This is a genomic window from Desulfuromonas soudanensis (assembly GCF_001278055.1).
Lineage (GTDB): Bacteria > Desulfobacterota > Desulfuromonadia > Desulfuromonadales > WTL > Deferrimonas > Deferrimonas soudanensis.
The window spans coordinates 3693406-3717632 of record NZ_CP010802.1; the positions used below are offsets into that span (position 1 = coordinate 3693406).

The window sequence follows — 24227 nt, forward strand, 5'->3', positions numbered from 1 at the left end:
GGCGGCAAAAGTGTCAGTGATGGTAAAATAACCAGCTGAACCGGGAAATGACCCCCCATCGCAACAAAGGAATCGACAAGCCCATGATCGAGCCCCGCATCCTCCGCATCCTCAAGGACATCGTCGGCAAGGAAAACGTCAGCGCCGACCGCGCCGACCTGATCTGCTACTCCTATGACGCCACCCAGCAGCAGTTTCTTCCCGATGTCGTCGTTCACCCGGGGTCGGCCCACGAGATCAGCCTGATCCTCAAGATGGCCAACAGCGAGAAAATTCCGGTCTTTCCCCGCGGCGCCGGCAGCGGCTTCACCGGCGGCTCGCTCCCCATTTCCGGCGGCATCGTCCTCGTCACCCGGCGCATGGAGCAGATCCTGCGCATCGACGAGGACAACCTGGTCGCCGTGGTCGAGCCGGGGGTGGTCACCGAGGTTCTGCAGCAGGCGGTGGAGAAGGTCGGCCTCTTCTACCCCCCCGATCCGGCCTCCCTCAAATTCTCCACCCTCGGAGGCAACGTCGCCGAATGCGCCGGCGGCCCGCGCTGCGTCAAGTACGGCGTCACCAAGGACTACATCCTCGGCCTCGAGGTCGTCACCCCCCAGGGGGACATCATCAAGACCGGCGGCGAGACGATGAAAGGGGTCGTCGGCTACGACCTGACCAAGCTCATGGTCGGCAGCGAGGGGACGCTGGGGATCATCACCAAAATCATCATCAAGCTCCTGCCGCTCCCCGAGGCGAAAAAAACGATGCTGGTCCTCTTCGACTCCATCGACGGCGCCGCCAAGGGCGTTTCGGCGATCATCCGCGGCAAGATCATCCCCACCACCCTCGAGTTCATGGACGCCACCACCATCGACTGCGTGCGCAAGGCGACCAATCTCGATCTCCCGGCGGCGGCAAAAGCGCTGCTGATCATCGAGGTCGACGGCGACGCCGATCTCATCGAACGACAGGCCGCCCGGATCCAGGAGATCGTCGCCCCCCTCGGAGTCGTCGCCACCCGCATCGCCGCCACGGCCGCCGAGAGCGATGAGATCTGGAAGGTGCGCCGGAGCGTTTCGGCCTCCCTGCGCAAGGTCAACCCCGACAAGTTCAACGAGGACATCTGCGTGCCGCGCAGCAAGGTGCCGGAAATGATCCGCACCATCGAAGGGATCGCCGCGCGCCATCAGGTCCCCATCGTCAACTTCGGCCACGCCGGCGACGGCAACATCCACGTCAACGTCATGATCGACCGCGCCGTTTCCGGTGAGATGGAGAAAGCCGAAATGGCCATCGAGGAGATCTTCGGTGCCACCCTCAAGCTCGGCGGCACCATGAGCGGCGAGCACGGCGTCGGCATCACCAAGGCCCCCTACATCCCCATGGAGCTCGACCCGGCAGCGGTGGCCTACATGAAGACGATCAAGGCCGCCCTCGATCCCAACAACATCCTCAATCCCGGGAAGATTTTCCTCGCGGATCAGAACTGATTTTTTTCACCACAGAGACACGGAAGACACGGAGAATACCGTCTGAGAATGTCGCAAAAAACCCTGGCAACCCAGATTTTTTCCAATCTCTGTGCCTCGGTGCCTCTGTGGTAAAGGCCCCAGGATCACCATGAGCAAACATAAAAAACTCAAAGACTACGAAGAGCAGATCAAGCAGTGCGTCAAGTGCGGCGCCTGCCAGGCCCACTGCCCGGTCTTCGGCGAGGAGAAGAAGGAGTCCGTCGTCGCCCGCGGCAAGATCGCTCTCGCCGACGCCCTCCTCAAGGACGATGTGGAGCTCGACGAGCGCTTCATGGCCGACATGTCCAAGTGTCTCCTCTGCGGCTCCTGCTTCGACAAATGTCCCAACCTGGTGCCGACGGACGAGATCGTCATGGCCGCCCGCCGCGAGATCGCCGCCCGCAAGGGACTCACCACCCTCGGCAAGGGGATCGGCACCGTTCTCGGCCATCCCGCCCTGATGGATTTCCTCGTCAAGGGGGGGAAGACCTTCTCCAGCCTCCTCTTCAAAAAGGTCCCCGAGGGGAGCGGCCTGCGCCTGCGCTTTCCCGTCCCCTACATCGCTTCCGACCGCACCCTTCCGGAGATCTCCGAGATTCCCTTCCGGCAGCGGCACCCGGCCTTCATCCCCGGCGAGGAGGGTAAGCCGACCGTCGCCTTTTTCACCGGCTGCATGATCAACTACGCCTACGCCGAGATCGGCGAAGCCCTCCTGGCCATCCTCAAATTCATGGGGATCGGCGTCCACATCCCCTCCGGACAGGGGTGCTGCGGGCTGCCGGCCCTCTCCGCCGGCGACGGCAAAACCGTCGAAGAACTCGCCGAGCGCAACCTCGAAGCCTTCGCTCCCATTGCGGCCGAGCGCATCGTCACCGCCTGCGCCTCCTGCAACCACGGCATCGACAAGCTCTATCAGGGGCTCGGCCCCGGCCACGACGCCCTCGCCGAAAGAGTGGAGGACATCCTCGTCTTTCTCGTCAAAGAGGGGCTCCCCGAAAAACTGGCGGCCCTCCCCAAACAGGAGAAGCGCACCCGGGTGACCTACCACGACCCCTGCCACCTGCGCACCCAGGGGATCACCAAAGAGCCGCGGGCGCTCCTTAAGGCCCTCCCCTCCGTCGATTTCGTCGAGATGGAGGGCGCCGACCGCTGCTGCGGCCTCGGCGGCACCTATTCGGTCTACCACTACCAGACGAGCAAGAAGATCGGCGGCCGCAAGGCCACCGGCATCGAGAAGAGCGGCGCCGAACTGGTGGCCAGCGCCTGCCCCGGATGCATGATGCAGCTGCAGGACACCATCAACCATGCCGGGCTCCCCCAGCGCACCATCCACGTCCTGCAGCTCATCGCCCGTGACCTGCCGCCCTACGCCGGCTGACGGAACGGTCCGCCAATTGGCCTGAAAAGTGGTGCCCCCCCTTTCCCCCGTCGCGACAAGCAACAAAAAAAGAGGGGCATTACCCTGACTCACCGCCTGAGGGCGGAGAGGGCACGAAACTTGAATACATTCATATATTGCACTATATGAATAGCAAACACCCAAAGCAGGAGAGCGTCATGCACGACAATCTGTTGCCCGATCGCTGGCTATTCGACCAGATGTCCCAGGGGATGCTGATGCTGGATCTCAACCGCAGGGTTCTGGCCCTCAACCGCAGCGCCCAGGAGTTTCTCCGCCTCGGTGAAGAGGAGGCCATCGGCCGTCCCTGCTGGGAGGTCAGCGGATTTTCCCTGTGCGCCGACCAGTGCCCCTTTCACGAGGTGGTCGAAACCAGGGAGGGACGCAAGACCCTCGGCTTCGAATGCAGCCGCAACCGCTCCAGCGCCTCCCTGTGCCTCGACGTCGTCCCCCTGAGGGATGCGAGCGGCGCGGTCGTCGCCGTCATGGAAAGCTTCCGCGACGCCTCGCTGGTCAAGGATCTGGCCGACCGGCTGCAGAAGAAGCAGACGCTGCTGACCCAGGAGATGGAGCGCTCGCGCACCGTCATCAACTCCATCGCCGACGGCATCTACACCGTCGATCTCGACATGCGCATCACCGGCTTCTCCCGCAGCGCCGAAAAGATGACCGGTTTTGCCGAAGAGGAGGTCCTCGGCCTCACCTGCCGCGAGGTCCTGCGCACCAGCGTCTGTGACACCGACTGTCCGCTGAAATGGACCCTCAAGAATCAGAAGCCGGTCCAGAACTGCGTCGCCAACCTCGTCGCCAAGGACGGCCGGCGCCTCCCGGCCTTTCTCTCCTCCGATCTTTTGCGGGACGGCGACGGCGACGTCTTCGGCTGCATCGGCATCATCCGCGACCGCAGCGAGGTCGAATCCCTCAAGGCCAAGCTCCTCAACGAATACTCCTTTTCCGATTTCGTCGGCAAGAGCAAGTCGATGGAGGAAATCTTCGGCCGCATCCGCACCGTGGCCGCCACCGAAGCGACGGTCCTCATCCAGGGGGAGAGCGGCACCGGCAAGGAGATCATGGCCCGGGCCATCCATTTCCGCTCGTCCCGCAAGGGGGATGCCTTCGTCAAGGTCAACTGCGCCTCCCTGGCCGAGTCCCTCCTCGAAAGCGAGCTCTTCGGCCACGAAAAGGGGGCCTTCACCGGCGCCCACAAGGACAAGCCGGGGCGCTTCGAGCTCGCCAACGGCGGCACCATCTTTCTCGATGAAATCGGCGACACCTCCCTGGCGCTGCAGGCGAAGCTGTTGCGGGTGCTGCAGGAAAAGGAATTCGAGAGGGTCGGCGGGATCGAGACCCTCAAGGCCGACGTCCGGGTCATCGCCGCCACCAACAAGAATCTGCTGCGGGAGATCGAAAAAGGGACCTTCCGCGAGGACCTCTACTACCGGCTGTGCGTGGTGCCGATCAGCATCCCCCCCCTGCGGGAGCGCAAGGAGGACCTGCCGCTTCTGGTCGAAACCTTCATCCAGAAATTCAATGCCCGCGGCGAACGGATTTTCGAGGTGTCGAGCCGCGCCATGGCGGTGCTTATGGCCTACGACTGGCCCGGCAACGTCCGGGAGCTGGAAAATGCCGTGGAACACGCCTACGTCACCAGCACCACCGGCCGCATCGAGCGCCAGTTCCTCCCCGCCTCCCTCTTCCGTTCCGCCGCAACCCCCGGCGAGCGCGACACCCCGGTCCGCGCCGAAGAGCAGCAGATTCTCACGGTGCTGCAGGCCCACCGCTGGCACAAGCATGATGCGGCGCTCGAACTCGGCATCAGCCGCACCACCCTCTGGCGCAAGATGAAACAGATGGGACTCGAATGAGCTTCCCCAAAGGACCTGCCATGCTCCACGTCAGCGAACGCAAGCGACTCTACTCCTTTATCGCCCGGCTCTTCTCCTATCCCGATGCCGAACTCCTTTCCGCGCTGCAGGGGGACGACGCACCCCTGGCCGCCCGCGTCCTCGGGGAGGCGCCGCCAGGCAGCGACAAGGTCGGTCTCCGGGATCTGGAAGTCGCCTACACCGACCTCTTTATCAACCGCCTCGGCGGCGCTCCCGCTCCCCCCTACGGCTCGGTTTATCTCGAGGAGGGGGGACAGTTGATGGGGCAGACGTCCCTGCACGCCGGAGAGGCCTACCGCGCCGAAGGGCTGAGCCTCGACGGAAGCGGCGAGCCGCCGGACTTTCTGGCGACGGAACTGGAGTTCCTCTACTACCTGGTGACGAAGGAAGAGGACGCCCTGGGACGCAAGGATATCGCGGAGGCCCGCGAGGCCCTTCGCCGCCAGGCCGATTTCTGCCGTGCCCTCCTTCACCCCTGGGTCCCCCTTTTTTGCAGCAAACTCTCCGAAGACGAAGAGGGACACCCTCTCTACCGCTGGGGGGGGAGGCTGCTGGAGGAGTTCTGCCGCCTGGAGAACGACTGGCTGGAACGGCTGACCTAGGAGCCTGTCGGACTATCCATGAGCCGGCTGCAAAATCGTCTATTTGGGCCATATTCGAGCTCCTTTTCGACCAATAGAGACAACTATTGGCTCTCAAACGAGCTCGAATCTGTCTTCAAATATCCAATTTTTCGCTTCGGCCCGTATAGTCCGACCGGCTCCTGGTCGGACCCTGCACCGCAACAAAAAGGGGAGGAGGCCATCGGCCTCCTCCCCTTTTTGTCTGTTTGAATGAAAAAGATGGCTTGCTACCCGCCGATCCCCTGCATCCCCCGCGGTCCCTGGGAGAAGTCGGCCTCTCCGATACGATGCCGTTCCGGCTTGACCTGCACTGCGCCCCGCAGGATCTCCAGGAGCACCTCTTCCGAGGCCCCGCTGCGCAGAGCGGTCTTGATGTCGATCTCTTCGGTGGAGAAAAGACAGGGACGGATCCGCCCGTCGGCCGTGACCCTCAGACGGTTGCATTCCCCGCAGAAATGTTCGGAAACGGCGGGGATCACCCCCAGCCGGCCGGGGCTTCCGGCGTAGTGAAAGAGCCGGGCGGGGCCGGCGGGGCCGCTGCGGGAGATGGGGAGCAAGATGCCGAGGCGGGAGAGTTCCTCGATTATGGCGGCAGCCGGAAAACGGCTTTCGGGAGGATAGCCGACGTCGGCGCTCACCGGCATGAATTCGATGAAACGCATCTCCCAGGGGTGGCGCAGCGTCAGCCGGGCGAAATCGACGATCTCGTCGGCATTCTCGCCGGCAATCGGCACCATATTGATCTTGAGGGGGGTGAGCCCGGCTTCCTCGGCCGCCCGGAGGCCGTCGAGGACCCGGGAGAGACCTTCGCGGCGGGTGATGCGCAAAAAGCGGTCCTCGCGCAGGGTGTCGAGGCTGACGTTGATCCGGCAGAGCCCCGCCCGCTTCAGATCGCCGGCGAGCTCGGCGAGAAGGAGGCCGTTGGTGGTCAGCGAGATCTCGGGGCGGGTCGGCAGAGCCGAGAGTTCGCCGATAAAATCGACGATCCCCCTGCGCACCAGCGGCTCTCCGCCGGTGACCCGGATCTTGCGCACCCCGGCGACGGTCGCCGCCCGGGCGACCCGCAGCAGCTCCTCGTAGGAAAGGATGTCGCCGTGGCCGAGAGCGGAGACCCCCTCTTCGGGCATGCAGTACCTACAGCGCAGGTTGCAGCGGTCGGTCACGGAAAGGCGCAGATAATCGATGGTGCGGCCAAAACTGTCTTTCACAAAACGCCCCTCCTGGGGAAGAGCCGTCGCCCGGCCGACGGTCTTTTCATCTGCACTATAACACTTGTCCGGCCTCGGAGACAACCCCGGCGGACTCGGAGGATGGGAGCGATTGCACCTTGTGCCGCCGGCCCCTTTTGTGTTATTTTCTCAGGCCTTGTACAGCGCACCAGTAAAGTTTACGGAGGTTAATCATGAGCAGAGCCCTCGGGCTTCTTTCCGGCGGCCTCGACAGCAGCCTGGCCGCCCTCACCCTGAAGCGCCAGGGGATTGACGTGACCGGCGTCGCCTTTGTCACCCCCTTCTTCGGCGCCGCCAAGGCCCGCAAGGCCGCCGCGGCCCTTGAGATCCCCCTGCTCGTCCGGGACATCGCCGATATCCATCTGGAAATGGTCAAGAGCCCCCGCTACGGCTACGGCAAAAACCTCAATCCCTGCATCGACTGCCACGCCATGATGTTCCGCCTCGCCGGAGAAATCATGGTCGCCGAAGGGTTCGACTTCCTCTTCTCCGGCGAGGTCCTCGGACAGAGGCCGATGAGCCAGAATCTTTCCGCCCTGACGACGGTGGCCAACTATTCGGGGCACCCGGAGCGCATCCTGCGCCCCCTGAGCGCCCGCCTCCTCCCCGTCACAGCCATGGAAGAAGATGGGCTTGTGGACCGGGAGCGGCTCAACGACCTCCAGGGGCGCTCCCGCCGTCCCCAGCAGATCCTCGCCCGACAAATGGGGCTGAAGAGCTACCCCGCCCCGGGGGGCGGCTGCCTGCTGACGGAGAAATCCTTCACCGGCCGCCTGCGGGACCTCTTCACCCACAACCCTCTCTGCACCCCCGCCGATGTGGAACTTCTCAAGCTCGGTCGCCAGTTCCGCCTCTCCCCCACGACCAAACTGGTCCTCGGACGGCATCAGGAGAGCAACGAGGCGATCCAGGCCCTGGCCGGCCCCGAGGACATCGTCCTCCACGTCCAGGGGTTCCCTGGCCCGGTCGGCCTGGTCTGCGGCTGCGCCGCGGACGACGACCTGCTCCGGGCCGGAGGGATAGTCGCCTCCTACGGCAAGGGGCAGGAGCTCCCCGAGGTGGAAATCGGACTGGTGCAGGGCGGGAAAAACTGGTCGCTGCAGGTCGCGCCCATGGAGCGCAATGCCAGCAATCTCCTCCTCGTCGACTGACCCGATTCTCGCTCCCCTTCGAAACGACAAAAGCCTCCGCAGATTGCGGAGGCTTTTTTTCATCCTGTTGAGCTTAAATTCTCCAACAGAAGGGAAAAGATCAAACCGTCGGGTCGCGCCCCGACAGGCGCCTTACTTTTTGTCCAGACGGCAACAAAAAGTAAGCAAAAAGTGCCTGGCACCTGCGGTGGGCATGGCTTGGAGGGTTGGTTCCGTTAATTACTGAGGTGCTGAGAGTCGGTCGGTTTTGTCTTGTGCCTCAGCTTCGATTCTAGATCGTCGGTTTTCCGTTGGCGAGGGGTGCATCAACATTTCAGTAAAGGGCTTTTGGTTTGAAAAGCCAGGAGCAAAGACAGAATCCACGGCAACGGCCACCGAGGACTCGTTCTTGTTTTCCCGGTTCTGCTTTTCAACCAGAAGCCCCTCAACAAAATGCCCGCGGCAACGACGGTGATTGCACTGCCGCTGGCAGGTCCACCCGGTGGTTGAGCCGCCGCGCCGGACGTCTCTACGTCAAACGGACATTGCTTCCCGATCCGTTACGACCCATGCCGACCGCAGGTCAAGCGCTTTTCTGCCTACTCTTTAGTCGCTTTACAAAAGAGTAGGGCGGCGTCGGGGGCCGCGACCCCCGGGTCTTGCCCCTGGCCTCAGCTCTTGCCCCTGACCTCAGCTCTTGCCCCTGACCTCAGCTCTTGCCCCTGACCTCAGGTCTTGCCCCTTACCTCAGGTCTTGCCCCTGGCCTCAGGTCTTGTCCCCGGCCCCGGGCCTTGTCACTGGCCCCTGGACTCCCCTCACCGGGTAGTGAAACTCCAGATAGCACTTTGACTGCTGCCGCCGAACCCGTCGCTGGAGACGATCTTCCAGTAGTAAGTCGTCGCCGGAGCGAGATCGGTGGCAACAAAGGTCCGGTCGGCCGTGAGGGGAGGAGGTGCCGTCCCGCCTCCGCCGCCGCAGGAGAGAAGGAAGGCGAGGAGGACGAGGAGCGCCGCACTCCCAGCCAGGGGAAAACGCCGCCGCAGGAAGAGCGCCCCCGCCAGTCCGAACCCGGCCAGTATCGCCCCGGTCCCGCCAGGGAGGGAGCGCGGCAGGGTGGAGGCCAGATGGGGGGAGGTGGAGATCACCACCTCATCGGTCACCGGGTCGCCGTCGGCGTCCCCCGGATGGACCCAGCCGAGAGTCACCGGCCTCTCCACCGAGGCGCCGCTAACCGGAAAGACGAGGAGCGGTGCGACAGGTGCCGTATTCCCCGAGCCGATCAGAGCAACGGGCGAGGCGGCCGGACTGCTGATGATCTCAAGGGTTGAGGTGAATTCATCGTGACTTTCCGGAGCAAAGCGAAGGGTGACGGTACAGCTCTGGCCGGAAACCAGATCGGCACCGCTGCAGTTCTCGGCGAAAAGGGAAAAGGGGGCGACCAGACCGGCACCGCCGACGCTGGTAATCGTGAGCACTCCGCCGCCGGCGTTGGTCACCGTCACCGATAGATCCTTGATTGTCCCCGGAGGGATGTTGCCGAAGGGGAGGATGCCGTCGTCCGCCGGCACCACCGGATCGTGGAGAGAGACGACGGGGTTTCCCGAGAGGGCCTCGAAGGCATTGAAGGCGTTCACCAGGCCGTAGCCGTAGATATTGTCGGGCCCGGCCGCGCCGAGGTCGACGGCGGAGGAATAGAGCGTCGTTTCGAGAGCGGCCGACGAGAGTCCCGGAAAAGCGTCGAGGAGGAGCGCCAGGACTCCGGAGACGTGGGGAGCGGAAAACGAGGTGCCGCTGATGGTCTGATAGGGATTCTGGACGGTTCCGGAGAGAGTCAGATCGGCGGTGCGGATCTGCACGCCGGGGGCGACGAGTTCCGGGAAGGGTTCCTGGGGGTCGCAGGGGGAGGGCCCACGACTGCTTAAGGGGTCGATCAGGTTGCTTTGGTCGACCATCCCGACCGCGACACTCTCGGGGTAATTGGCGGGGCTGGTAACGAAGGCGGCAGTGTTGCCGGCGGCAAAGACGACGGCTATCCCCGCCGTCTTCAGGGTCTGGATTTCCGTCCGGAATTCGGTGAGACATTCCGTCCCGCCCCCCAGGCCCCAGGAATTGTTGACGATGTCCGGCGCGTCATCCGTGGCGCCGTCGCCGTTGGGATCGAGAACCCACTGGAATGCCTCGGTGATCGCCGAATAGGGAGCTTCGCCAGCGTCAGGGAAGATCTTCGCCGCGATCCACTGAGCACCGGGAGCGACGCCGATCCCTCCTGCCCCCACGGCAACCCCCATCACCCCGGTCCCGTGCCCGGAGGAATCGCATGGAAGATCGGCACTGGCGTCGCAGGTCGAACAGATAACCCCGGGGACAGCGCAGTTTGCGGCATAGGGGTTGAACCAGCTGGCATTCGCCCGGCGGTTGGCCGTCATGGCGGGGTGCAGGGGATCGACGCCGGTGTCGAGAGTCGCCACCACCACTCCGGTGCCGTCGAGTCCCAGGTCCCAGAGATCCGGAGCGCGCACCACCTCGATATTCCACTGCGCCGCCCCGGCCTGAGCCGGGAGGACCTCCGGGAGAGAAACGGTGCCGTCGAGAGTGACCGAGGCGACCCCCGGCCAGGCGGCCAGGATCTCCACCAGTTCCGGCGTCGCCTCGAAGGCGAGGGCATTTTTAATCCACAGCGGCCGCACCCTCTCCACACCCCGCCCCCGCAGAAAATCCCGAAGCGGCTTTTGGGAACGCTCGGCAGTGTCCCGCAGCCGCCGCACCAGTTCACGGCGCTGCTCTATGCCCCTCAGACCCAGGGGGATGATTCCGTCAGTAGCGACCTGATCGGCGAAGGTAACGATGACCGGAAGGGTCTCCGTGCCGGAGACATGGCTCATCCGATCCCGAAGCGCCCCGTCGACGGCGGCCGTCGCCTCCAAAGGGCAGAGGAGCAAGGAGAGAATCAAGACAATCCGGGGAGCGACGGTGCGGGAGCGTTGAATGTTCATGGCCTTCATTCCACCCTGAGGTGTTCGAAACGATAGGAGCCGTGAACAATCGTAACAAAGTCTCCGGCTTTGACAAACCGGCCGGGGTTGGCAAAGAAAATAAAATATTGGCGCCCGGCCTCAAGCTGACGGGGCATCTGCCGCATCGGACCGACCTTGACCGGCGCCGGCACGGCGAATTTGGCGCCGCTCTCCTCGTGGATAAGGTAGGGGATCAGGGCATGGTCGATCATCGGGGCCGCCCGGGCCGCATCACGCACCTTGTAGCGAAAATCGAGCATGTAGCCGCCGGAGCTCAGGTGCAAACCGACGATCTCGATGCCGAGGGCCGCTGCTGGGCCGGCCGCGGCGGAATTTGAGTCCTCGTTGAGCCGCGGCTGCGGAGCACAGGCGAGGAGGAGGAGGAGAAAAAGAAGAGCGCCGGACATCGGACGGATCCTGCCGAATGGAAATTTCACCGAACCTCCGCAGATAAAAAATGGGAAAAAGGGGCAGGATCGACATCCTGCCCCTTTTGGCTTCTCCAGTGTCAGCACTTCACCGACGTCAAGTCGGGTCAGTCGATGACAAAGGGTTCATCGGCCTGATCGCGGGCCAATATCTCTCCCTCGGCGCCGAAGGCGGTGACCCGCAGCAGGACGGATCTGCTGCCGCGCAACCCGGCGTCGATGACCCAGTCGAACTGGGTGTCGTCGAGATCCCTGGCCAGACTCCGCCAATTCTCCCCGCCGTCCAGCGAGTAGTCAAGAGCAAAGCTTGCGGCCGCGGCGGAGGCCTGCCAAAGGACGATGAAATGCGTCTCGGCGGCGAGCACTTCACCCCCGTTGGGAAGGAGGAGGAGCAAGTCGGAAACCTCCCCGGCGGCGGCCGGAGCCGAAACGGCCTCAGCCTCAGGAGTGAGTCTGGTGCCGAGGGCCGCTCTCGGCGCAGGCGCCGTCTCGAGCGCCGAGACACTCAGCATTCCCGGCGCGGCGCCGATGCCGAAGGGGGCATCGCTGGTGTCGGTGGCAATCGCATTGCCGGCGCCGTCATAGAGGGTCAGGGCGATCCGGGCCGTGGCGGTCGAGGCCGAAGGTGCGGTCCAGGGGTAGGTCCCCAGGGCCGGGTCGACGTCGGCGATCAGAGCCCAGGGGGCGGTGGGCGCCGTCTGGTACCAGAGGCTGGCGCGGTAGGCCGCCGGTTCGGTCAGGCGTACGTTCCAGGTAATCGCCAGCGGCGCCCCCGCGACGACGGACGGTTCGCCCGCTGTCCCGTTGGGATAGGTCAGTTGGAGCGGGGCGACCAGGGTGAAAGGGGCGTCGGAGGTGTCGCGACCGACGATCTGGCCGGCTGCGTCGTAACTGATGATGGCCAGACGAACCCCGGTGGACGGGCGCAGGTTGCCGGCCGCCGGATTCCAGAGGAATTCGCGCCCGGCGACGCGGTTGGCGATGAGGCGGAAAGGGGAGCCGGGTCCCTGGGAGCAACCGATATCGAAGGTGAAGGCCTGGGCGGGATCAGCCGGATCGGCCGGCGCCACCCAGCGGATCGGCAGGGTCGCATCGAAGGGGAACTGCTCGCCGCCGTTGGGCGTAACCAGAGCCAGGGCGGGAAAGGTCGTGAAGGTGGCGGTGACGGTCTTGGCCTGGTCGAGAGTGACGACGCAGTCGCCGAGGGTGGTGCATTCGGGGGGGTCGGAATTGGGCGAAACGCTCCAGCCGGTCAGGGCGCTGTCGAGGCCGTCCGGGATGGCGCGCAGGGTGACTGCGGTCCCGGTCAGGTAACCGGCCGTGCAGTTGAGACCTCCGGCGGTCGTCGTCGTGCAGTCGGCAATCCCCCCGGGAAGACTGGTGGAAGAGACGCGCCCGGGACCGGCCACGGCCACGGTCAGCTGCGTTGCCGACGTCCCGACGACCAGAGTGCCGAACATGCCGCCGCCGGCCAGGCCGAGCATGCGGTCGTGCAGCGGCAGGTAGATGTCGGCGGCGGGCGGGTCGGTCGGCGGCGCTATGGTCAGCAGGGCGTCGAGGGTCTTGCCGGCGACCAGGTCGGCACTGGACTGGGTCGGCTGGAAATCGAGGGAATAGGGATTGCCGTCCTCGGCGATCATGGTCAGTGCCTGGCCGGGGAGAATCGGGGTGCGGGGGCGCAACCCGGCATTGAGCATGCGCAGCAGCACCACGTCTCCGGCCGTCAGGTTCGCCAGCGCCGGAGCGCTCGCCGACCAGGGGCGGCCGTTGAGAAGGAAGTATTTCGGGCTGTAACCAACCTTGAGGGCGGTGGGGTAGGCGCCCGACGGGTCGCCGTAGATTCCGCTGGTCACCGCCTGGTTGAGGGCGGGGTCGAGCTCGCTGAAGAGGAGGGTCAGGTCCCGGGTGTAGGTCTGACCCGGATAGGCTTCCCCCGTCGCCGCATCGACCTTGAGCACGGCGTAGAGCCCCATCGGCACCTGCACCGCAGGGTGGGTGCCGCTGCTGATCAGATAGGTGCCGGGCTTGAGATTGGGCCAGGTGTAGGTTGCCGTACCGCCATCGGCGCCAGCCTCGTGGGTGAAGGAGCGAACCCGCTGACGCCCGTCGGCATCGGCGAAGAAGACCGGAGTCATTCCCCCCTGAGCGCCCTGGCCGTTGATCACCAGGGAGACCGGTTCCGGAAGCTCATTGGTCAGGTTGATCACCAGACTGTTGCCGGCCGTTTCGGTCAGGACCGGCACCGGCGTCAGCGGCAGGTTGGTTCCTTCTACCAGCCCCCAGACCGGGACGGCGGCGCCGTCCGGCATGACGACCGTGCCGGCCGTGGCGGAAAGGTCGTAGGTGGCGGCTTGAATCGGCGGGGGAGCGAGCAGCAAGGCCGCGGCCGCAATCCCCAGGATTATCCCGTGGAGCGTTCTCATAGCGGTATTCCTTCTTTGGGTTGCGTTACGGCGCCACGACCATAGGTGCAGACGGAGCCTCGACAATGACCATGGTCATCAGACCGCCGGGGAAGATGTCGTTGTTGGTCATCTCCTTTTCGTTATGGGAGTGCCACATAAAGGCGAAACCGGAGTTTGGATTGTTACCCCCCTCGCCGGGAGGGAGGGAGCCGGCGGCGCCGAGGAATGGACTGCCGCTGTAGAAGGCGCCGAAGGCCACCTCCTGCTGTCCGGGGAGAATGACCGGGAAGGGTTTGCCATGGTCGGCGATGTACTCGTAAGTGGTGTCGTCGAAACCATCGCCATTGACATCAACCAGCACCGCCGTGTTCATGTGGTCGGAGTTGCTGCTGCCGTTGTAGATGTCCCAACCGAGCCCGCGGCCGGTCCAGGAGAAGATCGCATCGTGGGTCGCTCCCGGCACCACGGTCTGGGTGAAATCGGAGACCGACTTGTCGGGGATGACGCCGACTTCGGCGGTCCGGGTTCCAGGGTCCGTCGGGGTCGCCAGCAGGTAGCCGTCGCGGGCGATCTGGTCGAAGTTGTTGCCGTGGGTATGAAAGGGGTGCAGATCGCGGCCGCCGCCGACCATGCGCAGCAGCACGCGTTCGCCGGCATTCATCATCGTCATGGCGCCGTAAGGCTGATGGGGGAGCCAGCTGACCTGGTCGGCGAGCATGGTGTCGGGGGCGGTCCGACCGTTGATAAACCAGTAGACCGGCCAGAACTTGCTGGTGTCGATCTCGGAGAAGAGCCCCTTTTCCGCCAGGATGTGGGTTTCAAGGTCCATTTCGCTGAGCAGATAGAGATACTCCTGGTCGTAGGCGGAGCGGGCGTCGCCGTAGGCGGTGCGCAGCAGCGGATCGGCGGCGTCGAAGTTGGCGGGACGGACAACGATCGCCCCGAGCAGTCCCATTTCCACCTGCAGGTCGCTGTGGGTGCCGCTGTAGTAGGTAAAGGTTCCGGGACGGTCGGCGGTAAAGGTGTAGGTCACGGCGGTCACGCCGTCCGGCGGAGCCTCGCGGGTCAGCAGTCCGGGCTGGCCGCCGCTGGCGCTGACGGAAAAACCGGGAACGATCAGGGAGGTCGCTTCGGGGAGCCGGCTGACGAGGCGGATGGTGACCACGGCGTTCTGATTGACGATCAGGGTCGGCCCGGGGTACTGCACTGCGCCGTCGGCGTTGGCATAGCCCCAGAAATAGACGTTATTGCCGTCGCCGGTTGTGATATGGCCGGCCCTGGCGGTGAACGAGAAGTCCGTACCCGTGACGCCCGAGACCGCGATGTTGCCGTGCATGGCCAGGGCGGCGGAAGCGGCGCAGCAGAGCAGGGCCGCGGCCAACGTCAGGCTCCGCAATAACGGTTGCTGAAAAAGCTTGTTCATAGTGTTTCTCCCGAAATGGAAACGCTCTCTATTGGATGCGGATCTCCGTCATCATGCCGCCGAAATCGTCCGCCTCGTTGGCGAGGTGATCGAGATTGGTGGTGTAGAGAAAATAGGTGCCGGGTTGAACGCCGGTGGTGTCGAGGAGGACGTCCATCGACTGACCGCCGCCGAGAGTGATGGAATTGGTGGTGTAATACTGGCTGGCGTCGCCGGGAAGCCCGAGCTTGCGCGAACCTTTGCCGATCACCTGCATCGGGATCCCCTGCACGGTCAGGGTGTGGAACGAGGTCGTGGAGAGGCTGGAGACCCGCAGCAGGATCTTCTGTCCGGCAGTGGCGGAGATCAGGGCCGGAATCGGGCTCGACGACCCGTGCTCGTAGGGGAGGGCCAGGGCCGGATTCACCGTATCCGGATAGCCGCGACCGTTGAGCATCGGATATTTGTCGTCCATATCGGCGAAGGGGAGAGGCTGCACGCCGATGTGTTTTTCGTGGAAGACCGGGTCGAAGGAGGCAATCTGCAGGGGGTAGGCGACGTCGTAGCCGGTGGAGCCGTCGCCATCGTTGTAGGCAAACTTGTTGAACGGCCCGAAGGTCGTGCCGTCCTGCGCCGGGGAGACGTAGAGGTTGCCGAGCATCCCCATCTGCATGTGCTCCGTCGCCTCGACGTGGCAGTGATACATGAAGGTGCCGGCCTCGACGACCTGGTAGTAGTAGGTCAGGGTCGAGCCCATGTTGATGATGATCGAGGCGTCGGGAACGCCGTCGAAGATCGCCGAGGCGTTGGGGAAACCGTGCCAGTGCACCGAGTGGGGGTCGAAGAGATCGGGGCGGTTGATCATGCCGACGTTGGTCAACGACAGATAGACCTCGTCCCCTTCCCGGAAGGTCAGGGTCGGCGCCGGGAATTGCGCCTTCTCCATATACCCCATCATCACCGCGTCCCAGGGCTCATTCATGGCCGGGGCATTGAAGCCGGTGGCGTTGACGAAACCGAAGATGTACTGCTCGCGGCCGTCGGCCATGTTGGTGAAGCCGTCGCCGGCGGCCAGGTGCACGCAGACCTGTTCGGGCGAGACCGGGTTAAGAATTTCGCCGTCGCTGGCCCGCAGCATGCCGTCGCCGTTGACGTCGGAAAACCAGCTCCCGTAGACAACCGGCGAGCCGGGAGCCGGGTCCCGGGTCGGACACTGGGGGAAGACCCCGGCCTGCGCCGGCAGGGCCGCGGCCGCAACCAGAAGGCCGACCGCCAGGGACATCCATCTTTTCTGCAGAATGGTCATATCGTTGACTCCCCTGTGCCGGGGGCGCCTGGCGCCCCCGGTCGTTGGTCAGTTATTCGGCGCCGTGATGGTAAAGGGCGCGTCGTTGCGGTCCGAATCGATGGCGCTCCCCTCGGCGTCAAAACGCCGGACTTCGATGAACCCCTTCCCTGTGCCGCCTTCCAGGGACGGCACCGTCCAGAGGAGGTAGCCGGCATCCGTATCCGCCTCGCCGACGATCTGCCAGGTGCTGCCGCCGTCGCCGCTGAAAGCGACTTCGACACCGGCGACGACCCTTTCAATCGACGGGCTGGTCCAGAGGAGCGGGATGCTCTCGCCGGGAGTGAAGACTTCGCCGCCGGCGGGGATGAACACCTCCACGCCCGGCGTCGCGGCCGCGGCCTGGGCCGAGGTCAGGGGCGTTCCGGCGCCGGGGGAAAAGAGTCCTGCCGTACCCGTATCCAGGGACGCCTCTGCGGCCTCCTGGAGAGCCTGCGGGGCGGCGGCCGGTGTCGCCGGGAGGTTGGAGATGATGGTGAAAGGCCCGGCGCTGATATCGCTGGCCAAAACCTTGCCGTCGGCTCCGTAGAAGGAGAGAGCGACACGGGCGGTGGCGATGGTAACCGGCAGCGACGGCACGACCCAGTCGAAGCGGCCGGTGTCGGTGGTGACGCCGATGGCCGTCCACGGAGCGCCGGCCTCCGTCTGATACCAGAGGGCCACGCGGTTGACCAGGCCGGCGTAGTGCCTGCTGGTCCAGGTGAGGGTGGCGGTATTGCCGCCGATGAGCACCTCGTTGCCGTTGGGGACAAGGAGGGCCTCGACGACGATACTCATCGGTGCGTCGCTGAGGTCGCGAGCGAGCACCTGACCCCCGCCGTCCCGGGCGATGACGCCGAATCGTACGGCGTTTCCCGAGTTTTCCGACGGAATCGCGAAGGCCAGACAGGTGCCGGTGAGGCCGCTGCCGATCAGCCGGAAGGGGCTTCCGGGGCTCAGGGAGTAGCCGACGTCGTACGTGGCGGCGCCGCTCAGTCCCGTCCAGCGGGCAATCAGTTGCGTTCCGGCCGTCAGTTTCTCGCCGCCGTTGGGGTTGAGGAGTTCGAGGACCGGACCGGGCGGAGTCTCCCTGGCCGGATCGTACTCGTCGGCGCCGATGTCGAACCCGGCTCCGATGGGACGAACGTCGCCCTCGAAGTCGAAGTTCACGGCACTGTTGTACGGCGCAAGGGCAGGATCGACCCCGGCATCCACCGCCGGCGAGCAGGCGGTGAGGAGTCGGTAGTCGCCGGCATCGGCCGTCAGGGGGGTGAAGCGCACGGTGATGGCATTGCCCCCCTCGTCGAGAACGGTGGACGATTGCAGGTCGTTTTCGTAGCTCTTCACCACGCCCGGGTCGAAGTCGATATTGGACGGGTCGTAACCGGCCTTATCGGTGAGGATGGAAAAGAACGGATGCAGCACATCCCCCGGAGCCAGGGCGCCGGACACCGCCAGGTCGGAATAATCCGCGTAGCTCCGGGTATCCGGGACATACCCCGGATGGGTCAGGGCGTAGGCGGCTTCGGCATTCTGGTGCCGGCTGGCCGGGACGAGGCCGCCGGCGGTGCCGTTGATGGTGCTGTCGTTGTAAAAGCTGCGGTTTTGCCAGACGATGTTGTTCACCAGAACCGGGTCGGAATAGGTCTGGGTGAAGCCTGGTATGCCGCGCAGCGACTGGCTGTGGGCACTGCTGATAATCCCGGCCCCCTGGGGGACGGAGAAGGTCAGGTTGCCGGCGTTGAAGGCCAGCGCCGCCGTGGCGGTGCTGTCGTTTTTGGCCACGGTGTTGTGAACGAGGGTCCCGGCGACGACGTCCTGCAGAGAGATGCCGCCGCCACCGATGGCGGCGACGTTGTTGACGACCAGGTTATTGCGGACGGTCAGGGTGTCCCACGGCCTGTCGGGAGCGGCCGGATCGTTGGTCGGGTTGTTGGCCACATCCTCGCCGTTGAAGGCATAGGCGGCAATGCCGCCGCCGCTGCCGGCGCCCGCCAGGTTCCCCTGGATCAGGTTGTCCTCGATGACGACGTTTCCGGCTCCGCCGGAGAGCTGGGCCGCCGGGGGCGGGGGAATTTCGCCGCTGACGAAAATGCCGCCGCCATGGCCGCCGCCGGGGGTGAGGAGACCGTAGAAGACCTCGTTGAAGAGGACCTTGTTGCCGCGGATGACTCCGCCGTCCGAGAGGCCGACGTGGCCGACGCCGCCCCCTGAATCGCGGGAGAAGTTGCCGACGATGCGGTTGTTCTCGACCCGGTAGTTGTCGGCGCCGCCGTAGAGGGCGATGCCGCCCGGTCCGAGGACGCCGCTGTTGGCGACGATCCGGTTGTCGGTTATAACGATGTCGCCGTTCCCCGAGACGAGGCCGTTGTCGGGGACGCCGATGACGATCCCTCCGCCGAGATTCCCCTGGTTGCTGCGGACGGTGTTGTTGCTGATCCGCAGGCCGAAGGCGTCGTTATTGACGTGGATGCCGCCGCCGGACAGGGCGCCGCTGATCTCGAAGCCGTCGATCAAAGCCGAAGGGGCGTTGAGGACGAGAATGCCCGGGGCCTCGTTGGCCAGGAAGGGATTGGGGACGGCCGGGTCGGTAATGCCGAGAATCTGGCGGGTCTTATCGTGCCAGACCTGCAGCCGCTCCGCCGGGTTGGGGTTGGCGAAGATCCGCGTCGCCCCGGCGCCGGAGCCCTGCAGCCGCACAGGTTTCCAGACGATGATGTTTTCGAAGTAGCTCCCCGGGCCGACCAGAATCAGGTCGCCGGGATTGGCCGCGTCGATCAGGGCCTGGATGCTGCCGCCGGCATAGGGGTAAAGGCTGCCGCCGGCGATGCTGTGCACGCCGGCCGCGGGGCTGCAATCGGCGAGAATTTCCACGGTGACGCCGTTCTCGTTGGCCTTGCCGGTGTCCTTGCGGACCACCACCAGGGGGCCGGAGGCGGCGCCGCTCGTCCCGACGATGATCGTCTGCGGGGTCCAGAGGACAATGGCCGCCGGGTCGATCTGCACACCGTTGATCCAGACCTCTCCCCGCTGCGGACCGAAACCGTTGTCGCGGCCGTCGCTTGAGGTTGCGGCCGTAATTGTCAGGGTGGTGCCGGCCTGGTCGGTACAGACGGCGGCCGCGCCGCTGTTGCCGACGGCGCCGGCGATGACCGGCGTCCCGGCCGGAACGCCGGTGTCGAGATTCCCCTTGGGGATGGTGGCAAAAGCCGCCACCGGCACAATCGGCGTATCGAGGTAGGTGGTGCGCCCCACTTCGTAGTTCAGCGTCCAGGGGGCAACAGCGAAACGCTCGTCGTAGTTGGGGTCGATGATCGTCTGTCCGGGGTTGTTCGGGTCGGGGATCGGCCCCGGATCGTTGAGCACCGCGGTGATCATGTTCGGCGCCACCCCCGTCGCCGAGGGGACGTTGATGCTGAAGGTCGAGGGGAGCAGGGCGTTGTAGGCCCCGTAGGCGTCCGAGTAGACGCGGGTGATTTCGTTCCCCTGCCAGTCGCGGAAGGAGACCGGAATCCACTCCGGAGCGGCCTTCTCGCCGAAGATCGGGCTGGTCGGGTCGAATTCGGCGGCCAGGTCGTTGTTGACGAAGCCGACGACGCGCGCCGCCTTCGGCACCTCGGTGAAGTAGAAGAAGTTGACCCCGGTGTTGTTGCGATCGCTGAGTTCCACCTGCTTGCGGTCGCAGAGCGGCTGGTTGCTGCCGGCCAGCGGCGCATCGATGGCGACGCCGGGAAAGAGGGCCAGTTCGTTCGGCACCAGGTGCGGATCGCCGACGCAGAGTTGGGGCAGCAGGAGGGGGCTCGGTATCGGCGCCTCGCCGAAATCGACGTTCTTGTCCTCTTCCTTCTGCAGGCGGTAGACGCCGGGGCGCGGGTTGGCCGCCTCGACGATGTAGGTGCCGGCCGGCAGCCCTTCGACTTCCGGACGGCCGCTGAAAAGTCCGCCGGGGACGTAGGAGGCAAAGGCGAAGCCGCCGTCGAAGAGCGCCGGGCGCACCTGGTTCCAGGTGCCGAAGTTGTCGAAGCACTCGCGCGCCGTCTCTCCGTCGATCACCGGCAGGGTCTGGATGCAGCCGCTCGGCAGGTTGTCGTCCCAACTGTCGGTGGTGGCGATCTGGATGGCGTCGCCGCTGTCGAAGACGCCGTTGCCGTTGCGGTCCCTATCCTCGGCCGCCGGGAAGTTGCCGAAGGGGTAGTTGTCGACGTCGGCGGGCGTCTCCACACCGTCGCCGTCGAGGTCGTCGATCCGGCCGTCCGGCCCGGGGACGCCTGTGGCATTGGTCCGGAAGTCCTCATAGAGGTTGACCTGCACCCGGGGAATGCCCGGCTCCCAGTCCTCGCCGGCGGCGTAGCGCGGGTCGTTCTCGGCGCGGGTCACCGCGTAGTAGACGATGCCGCTGATGCCGCCGTTTTCGCCGGCGGCGTACTCATGCTTCCCCCAGTCGATGGTGTTGGTCTGGTTGAGAAAGAGCATCAGCCCCTGGGTCAGGACCGGGCCGGTCTCGGTGCGGGAGAGGTTGTTCCCGGTGTTGGGATTGATTTCGGCCTGGGGCTGCGGGGTCAGTTTGTCGCGGGACGGCATGGCCCAGCCGTTGTCGGGGAGGACTTCGCCGCCGGCATCGACCACGGCCGTCATACCCGTCGCCTTGAAGCGGGCGAAATCGACCTCGGTCACCAGCCACTTGAAGAAGGGGAAGACGCCGGAGAGCTCGAAGCCGCCGAAAACGTCCGTCGGTTGGGCCTGGTAGAGGGTGCCGTCGCGGAAGCGGATATTGACCACCTGTTCGGGGATGCCGATTTCGTCCTGCAGCACGTCATTGCACTCGGCCGTCAGGCAATCGCGGAAGCCGTTCTGGTTGTGGTCGAGGAAGACCGACCCCTCGTAGGTCCCGAACCAGCGGAAGGAGAGGACGTTGCCGAGGTCGACGGGCTCGCCTGCGCCGAGGCCGGCCGGGACGGTGACGGTGTTGAAGCCGAAGAGGGCCTGGAGGGGGGTGTCCCAGGTGACCAGCTGGTAGGTCCCCGGCGGGATGCCGGTGAGGCTGAAGTTGCTCTCGCCATCGCAGGGGACGGCGAGGAGCCCCTGTCCGGTGACGGCGTCGTTGAGGCCGACCCAGCACTCGGCCACCGGGTCGCCGGGGAAAAACCCCTGGAGGAAGGGGGGCCGGGAGAAATGGTTGAAGACGTTGGTGCCGCTGATGCTGCCGGCGTAGGGAGTGACGCCGTCATCGGCGACGGTCTCCGGATCGAGAAAGGTCGCAAGTTTCACCCCCCGGGTCCTGTCGGGGAGCGCCTGGCAGGCGTTCATGAGAAGATTGACGACCACCTGTCCGAGCTGCTGCCGGTTCCCCCTGACGCTGAGGGGCCCCTGGCCCGGTTCGAAGCTGAAATGATCGGTGAGGCGGCCGATCTCATGGCGCAGGATGGAGACCGCCGACCGGGACACCTGGTTCATGTCGACCTCGCCGTTGAGGGCTACGGTTTCCTTGCGGGCGAAACTCTTCAGATTGCCGACGATTTCGGAAATCCGCCGCGAACCGTCGACAATCCCGGCAAAGAGCTGCGGCGAATGGGCCTCGATCTGGGAATACGGCATTCCGCCGAGACAGAACTCTCCCTGTTCCCGATGATATTCCCTGAAAATCTTGCAGGCGTCGAGCCAGATCCTTTCCAGCATCTGGGCATTGGAAAGGATGAAATTGTTGGGGTTGTTGATCTCGTGGGCCACACCCGAGACCATCAGCCCCAGGGCCGTCATCTTGTTGGTCTGAATCAGCTTCGATTGAATCTCCCGCGCCTCGGCCTCCATGCGGACCCGGTCGGTGACATTGCGGACGGTGCAGTAAAGAACATCCTGATCGAGAAGCGTCATGATCTTGCATCTGAGACTGAGGATAATCTCTGCGCCGTCCTTGCGCAATCCCGCAAAATTTTCCAGCTGACTCGACTCCCCCTTTTCGACGCGCCGGACCAGGGCATCGAGTCGCTGGCAGTCTTCGGGCGAAGAGATCAGCGCCAGGCTCTTGCCGACGAGCTCTTCCCGACGATAGCCGAACATGTCGCAGGTCGTGCCGTTGATATCGAGAATCGCATGGTTTCGCGGATGAAGAAAAATGATGGCGTCATCGCTCTGCTCGAAGATCTGGCGAAAGCGGCGTTCGCTGGACTGCAGGGCTTCATCGGCCAGCCGGCGCTCGGTGATATCCCGCATGATGAGGAGAAATTCAGGTCTTCCCAGAGTCTCGATTCGGCTGATGGAGACATCCATGGTCATCACCCTGCCGTCGCGCCGGCAGCCGGGCAATTCGTAGCTCGGGATTTTGTCCGAATCCTTGACGGAGGTCAGGGCCGCTCGCGTCAATCGATCGAGTTCCCGCTCCCCGTCCCTGAAGAGAGAGGCGACGGGCCGGCCGGCCATCTCTTCGGCCGAGCCGCCGAAAATCCTCCGGGCTCCGGGGTTGAAACATTCGATCAAGCCATTGGCGTCGAAGGTGATCACCGCATCGACGACCTGGGCGTAAACCGCCCGGGTCCGGGCCTGTTCGAAGCGCGCCAGACGGATCAACGGACGGGTCACCAAAAGCCAGAGGACCGGGGCGATGAAGAGGGTGGTGAAAAAGGCGTGGAACGCCTTGTGCGAGCTGGAGTCCTGCGCGCCCCAAACCATCGGCAGCAGCAGTTCCTGAAAGAGATCGAGGAGAAAGACCAGGAAGAGGAGGAGGACAAAAAGCATCGGCGGACTGTTGAGGTAATCGGTCAAAGGGACCGATCGATAGCGCAATTCCAGTTGCCGGAAGAGCCACCACAGCGCCGGTGCGCTCAACAGAAGGGTCAGCAGGGCATCGATCAGACCCATCCGCTCGAAATCGCCGTCGGGAAGAAGGGTCGGCAAAAGGAGCATCACCGTGAATTCGATGAGGAAGATCGCCGCCAGAACCCGGAGAAAAAGGCGCCAGCTCGAGCGGCGACTTCCGAATTCCCCGGACTTGAGGCGCCGGCAGAAGAGAAGGAGCGGCAGGGAGAAGACCGCCACCAGAATGGCGGCGTCAAGGAGGGCGGCCGGCAGCCGGGGGAGGCGCAGAAGGAGCGGCGCCCCGAGGTCCATGACCGCCAGCTCGGTGATGAAAATGCTGACGAGCAGAAACGCATAGGTTCCGAAGGAGGCGATCGTCCATCTGTTTTTCGAAGGGTTCCGGGGCATCGGTTCAACGCTTTTCGCGGAAATGCCGGCAGAAAGGGACCGCCGGGAGGGGAGCAGGGGTGCCACAGATCCATGCTCTGCCACATTTATTGCTTTTTATACAACTATTTATTTTTCCTATAGTTTAACGCAAAAAAGGGGAGTTTTCAGGTCGACGGCCGATAAATTTTTTCAGGAGAAGGCACCGTTGCGGACGGCGCAATTTCGCTGCACCGGCCGAATCGAGCCGCCTCCGGCCTTTGGCATACAATTTGATACGATTCGGGGAGAACAGCCTTCTTTCGGGGCGCCGGACCGAACTCCACCGGGGAGCCCCGGGACGCATCCCGAAGGAGGTTAACCAGGACCGCCCCATGCAACTGCCGGCCATAATTTCTTCAACCCTCGGCCTCGCCAAACCCTGGTCCGTCACCAAGGTGGTCTTTGCCAGCGACCGCCGCCGACTCGACATCACCATCGAATATGAGGATTCCGGCGACCCTGTCTGCCCCCACTGCGGGAAGCCGGGGGCCCTCGATGAGACCGAAACCTGCACCTGGTTCCACGACGATTTTTTCAACTACGAAACCTACCTCCACACCCGCCTCCCCCGCCCCTCCTGCTGCCGCGATCTTCCCCAGATCGAGCCCCCCTGGTCGCGAAAGGGTTCGCGATTTACCGTCCTGCAGTAACGGCGCTCCACCGCCGGGATCG

At 64.5% G+C, this 24227-nt stretch carries 13 protein-coding genes; 6 read left to right on the top strand and 7 right to left on the bottom strand.

Annotated features, from left to right (window positions below; genetic code table 11):
- Window positions 1–83: 83 nt before the first annotated feature.
- The 4 genes from DSOUD_RS16425 (at window position 84) to DSOUD_RS16440 (ending at window position 5380) form a co-directional block, all read left to right on the top strand.
- The gene (locus tag DSOUD_RS16425) at window positions 84–1472 is read left to right on the top strand and encodes an FAD-binding oxidoreductase (protein ID WP_053552023.1); all 1389 of its coding nucleotides are present in this window, start codon (window positions 84–86) and stop codon (window positions 1470–1472) included.
- Between the two features lie 130 nt (window positions 1473–1602).
- Window positions 1603–2871, top strand: a complete 1269-nt coding sequence (locus DSOUD_RS16430; RefSeq protein WP_053552024.1) for a (Fe-S)-binding protein — start codon at window positions 1603–1605, stop codon at window positions 2869–2871.
- Between the two features lie 179 nt (window positions 2872–3050).
- Window positions 3051–4757 carry a sigma 54-interacting transcriptional regulator gene (locus DSOUD_RS19030; protein ID WP_198300330.1) on the top strand — a complete coding sequence of 569 codons (1707 nt, stop codon included), beginning with the start codon at window positions 3051–3053 and terminating at the stop codon, window positions 4755–4757.
- 20 nt (window positions 4758–4777) lie between these two features.
- Window positions 4778–5380, top strand: a complete 603-nt coding sequence (locus DSOUD_RS16440) for a TorD/DmsD family molecular chaperone (protein ID WP_053552025.1) — start codon at window positions 4778–4780, stop codon at window positions 5378–5380.
- 248 nt (window positions 5381–5628) lie between these two features.
- Here DSOUD_RS16440 and moaA read toward each other — a convergent pair whose 3' ends face one another.
- A complete protein-coding gene (moaA, locus tag DSOUD_RS16445; protein ID WP_053552026.1) occupies window positions 5629–6609 on the bottom strand; it encodes a GTP 3',8-cyclase MoaA in 981 nt (326 codons plus the stop codon).
- A 194-nt stretch (window positions 6610–6803) separates the two neighbouring features.
- Here moaA and DSOUD_RS16450 point away from each other — a divergent pair, with 194 nt between their 5' ends.
- Window positions 6804–7781: a DUF814 domain-containing protein gene (locus tag DSOUD_RS16450; RefSeq protein WP_053552027.1), complete on the top strand. Its 978-nt coding sequence runs from the start codon at window positions 6804–6806 to the stop codon at window positions 7779–7781.
- A gap of 795 nt (window positions 7782–8576) precedes the next feature.
- Here the strand turns inward: DSOUD_RS16450 and DSOUD_RS16455 are convergent.
- The 6 genes from DSOUD_RS16455 to DSOUD_RS16480 all read right to left on the bottom strand — a co-directional run bounded on the left by DSOUD_RS16455 (window position 8577) and on the right by DSOUD_RS16480 (window position 23534).
- Window positions 8577–10754 carry a S8 family serine peptidase gene (locus DSOUD_RS16455; RefSeq protein WP_157671906.1) on the bottom strand — a complete coding sequence of 726 codons (2178 nt, stop codon included), beginning with the start codon at window positions 10752–10754 and terminating at the stop codon, window positions 8577–8579.
- 5 nt (window positions 10755–10759) lie between these two features.
- Window positions 10760–11212 carry a hypothetical protein gene (locus DSOUD_RS16460; RefSeq protein ID WP_157671907.1) on the bottom strand — a complete coding sequence of 151 codons (453 nt, stop codon included), beginning with the start codon at window positions 11210–11212 and terminating at the stop codon, window positions 10760–10762.
- Window positions 11213–11310: 98 nt separating this feature from the next.
- Entirely contained in the window at window positions 11311–13626 is a 2316-nt protein-coding gene (locus DSOUD_RS16465) for a hypothetical protein (protein ID WP_053552030.1), read from the bottom strand.
- 25 nt (window positions 13627–13651) lie between these two features.
- Window positions 13652–15031 carry a multicopper oxidase family protein gene (locus DSOUD_RS16470; protein WP_082351345.1) on the bottom strand — a complete coding sequence of 460 codons (1380 nt, stop codon included), beginning with the start codon at window positions 15029–15031 and terminating at the stop codon, window positions 13652–13654.
- Between the two features lie 28 nt (window positions 15032–15059).
- On the bottom strand, window positions 15060–16316 hold the full coding sequence (locus tag DSOUD_RS16475) for a multicopper oxidase domain-containing protein (protein ID WP_053552032.1): 1257 nt from the start codon (window positions 16314–16316) through the stop codon (window positions 15060–15062).
- A gap of 48 nt (window positions 16317–16364) precedes the next feature.
- Window positions 16365–23534, bottom strand: coding sequence for a PAS domain S-box protein (locus tag DSOUD_RS16480; RefSeq protein ID WP_053552033.1), 7170 nt, complete (start codon window positions 23532–23534; stop codon window positions 16365–16367).
- 353 nt (window positions 23535–23887) lie between these two features.
- Between DSOUD_RS16480 and DSOUD_RS16485 the strand changes: the two genes are divergently transcribed.
- On the top strand, window positions 23888–24205 hold the full coding sequence (locus DSOUD_RS16485) for a hypothetical protein (RefSeq protein WP_053552034.1): 318 nt from the start codon (window positions 23888–23890) through the stop codon (window positions 24203–24205).
- Window positions 24206–24227 lie beyond the last annotated feature (22 nt).

Excerpts from the sequence above, each read along its gene's own strand:
- DSOUD_RS16475 (WP_053552032.1), bottom strand. The coding sequence starts at position 16,316 with ATGACCATTCTGCAGAAAAGATGGATGTCCCTGGCGGTCGGCCTTCTG.
- DSOUD_RS16425 (WP_053552023.1), top strand. The coding sequence starts at position 84 with ATGATCGAGCCCCGCATCCTCCGCATCCTCAAGGACATCGTCGGCAAG.
- DSOUD_RS16430 (WP_053552024.1), top strand. The coding sequence starts at position 1,603 with ATGAGCAAACATAAAAAACTCAAAGACTACGAAGAGCAGATCAAGCAG.
- DSOUD_RS16480 (WP_053552033.1), bottom strand. The coding sequence starts at position 23,534 with ATGCCCCGGAACCCTTCGAAAAACAGATGGACGATCGCCTCCTTCGGA.
- DSOUD_RS19030 (WP_198300330.1), top strand. The coding sequence starts at position 3,051 with ATGCACGACAATCTGTTGCCCGATCGCTGGCTATTCGACCAGATGTCC.
- DSOUD_RS16455 (WP_157671906.1), bottom strand. The coding sequence starts at position 10,754 with ATGAACATTCAACGCTCCCGCACCGTCGCTCCCCGGATTGTCTTGATT.
- DSOUD_RS16440 (WP_053552025.1), top strand. The coding sequence starts at position 4,778 with ATGCTCCACGTCAGCGAACGCAAGCGACTCTACTCCTTTATCGCCCGG.
- DSOUD_RS16465 (WP_053552030.1), bottom strand. The coding sequence starts at position 13,626 with ATGAGAACGCTCCACGGGATAATCCTGGGGATTGCGGCCGCGGCCTTG.
- DSOUD_RS16485 (WP_053552034.1), top strand. The coding sequence starts at position 23,888 with ATGCAACTGCCGGCCATAATTTCTTCAACCCTCGGCCTCGCCAAACCC.
- DSOUD_RS16470 (WP_082351345.1), bottom strand. The coding sequence starts at position 15,031 with ATGAACAAGCTTTTTCAGCAACCGTTATTGCGGAGCCTGACGTTGGCC.
- DSOUD_RS16450 (WP_053552027.1), top strand. The coding sequence starts at position 6,804 with ATGAGCAGAGCCCTCGGGCTTCTTTCCGGCGGCCTCGACAGCAGCCTG.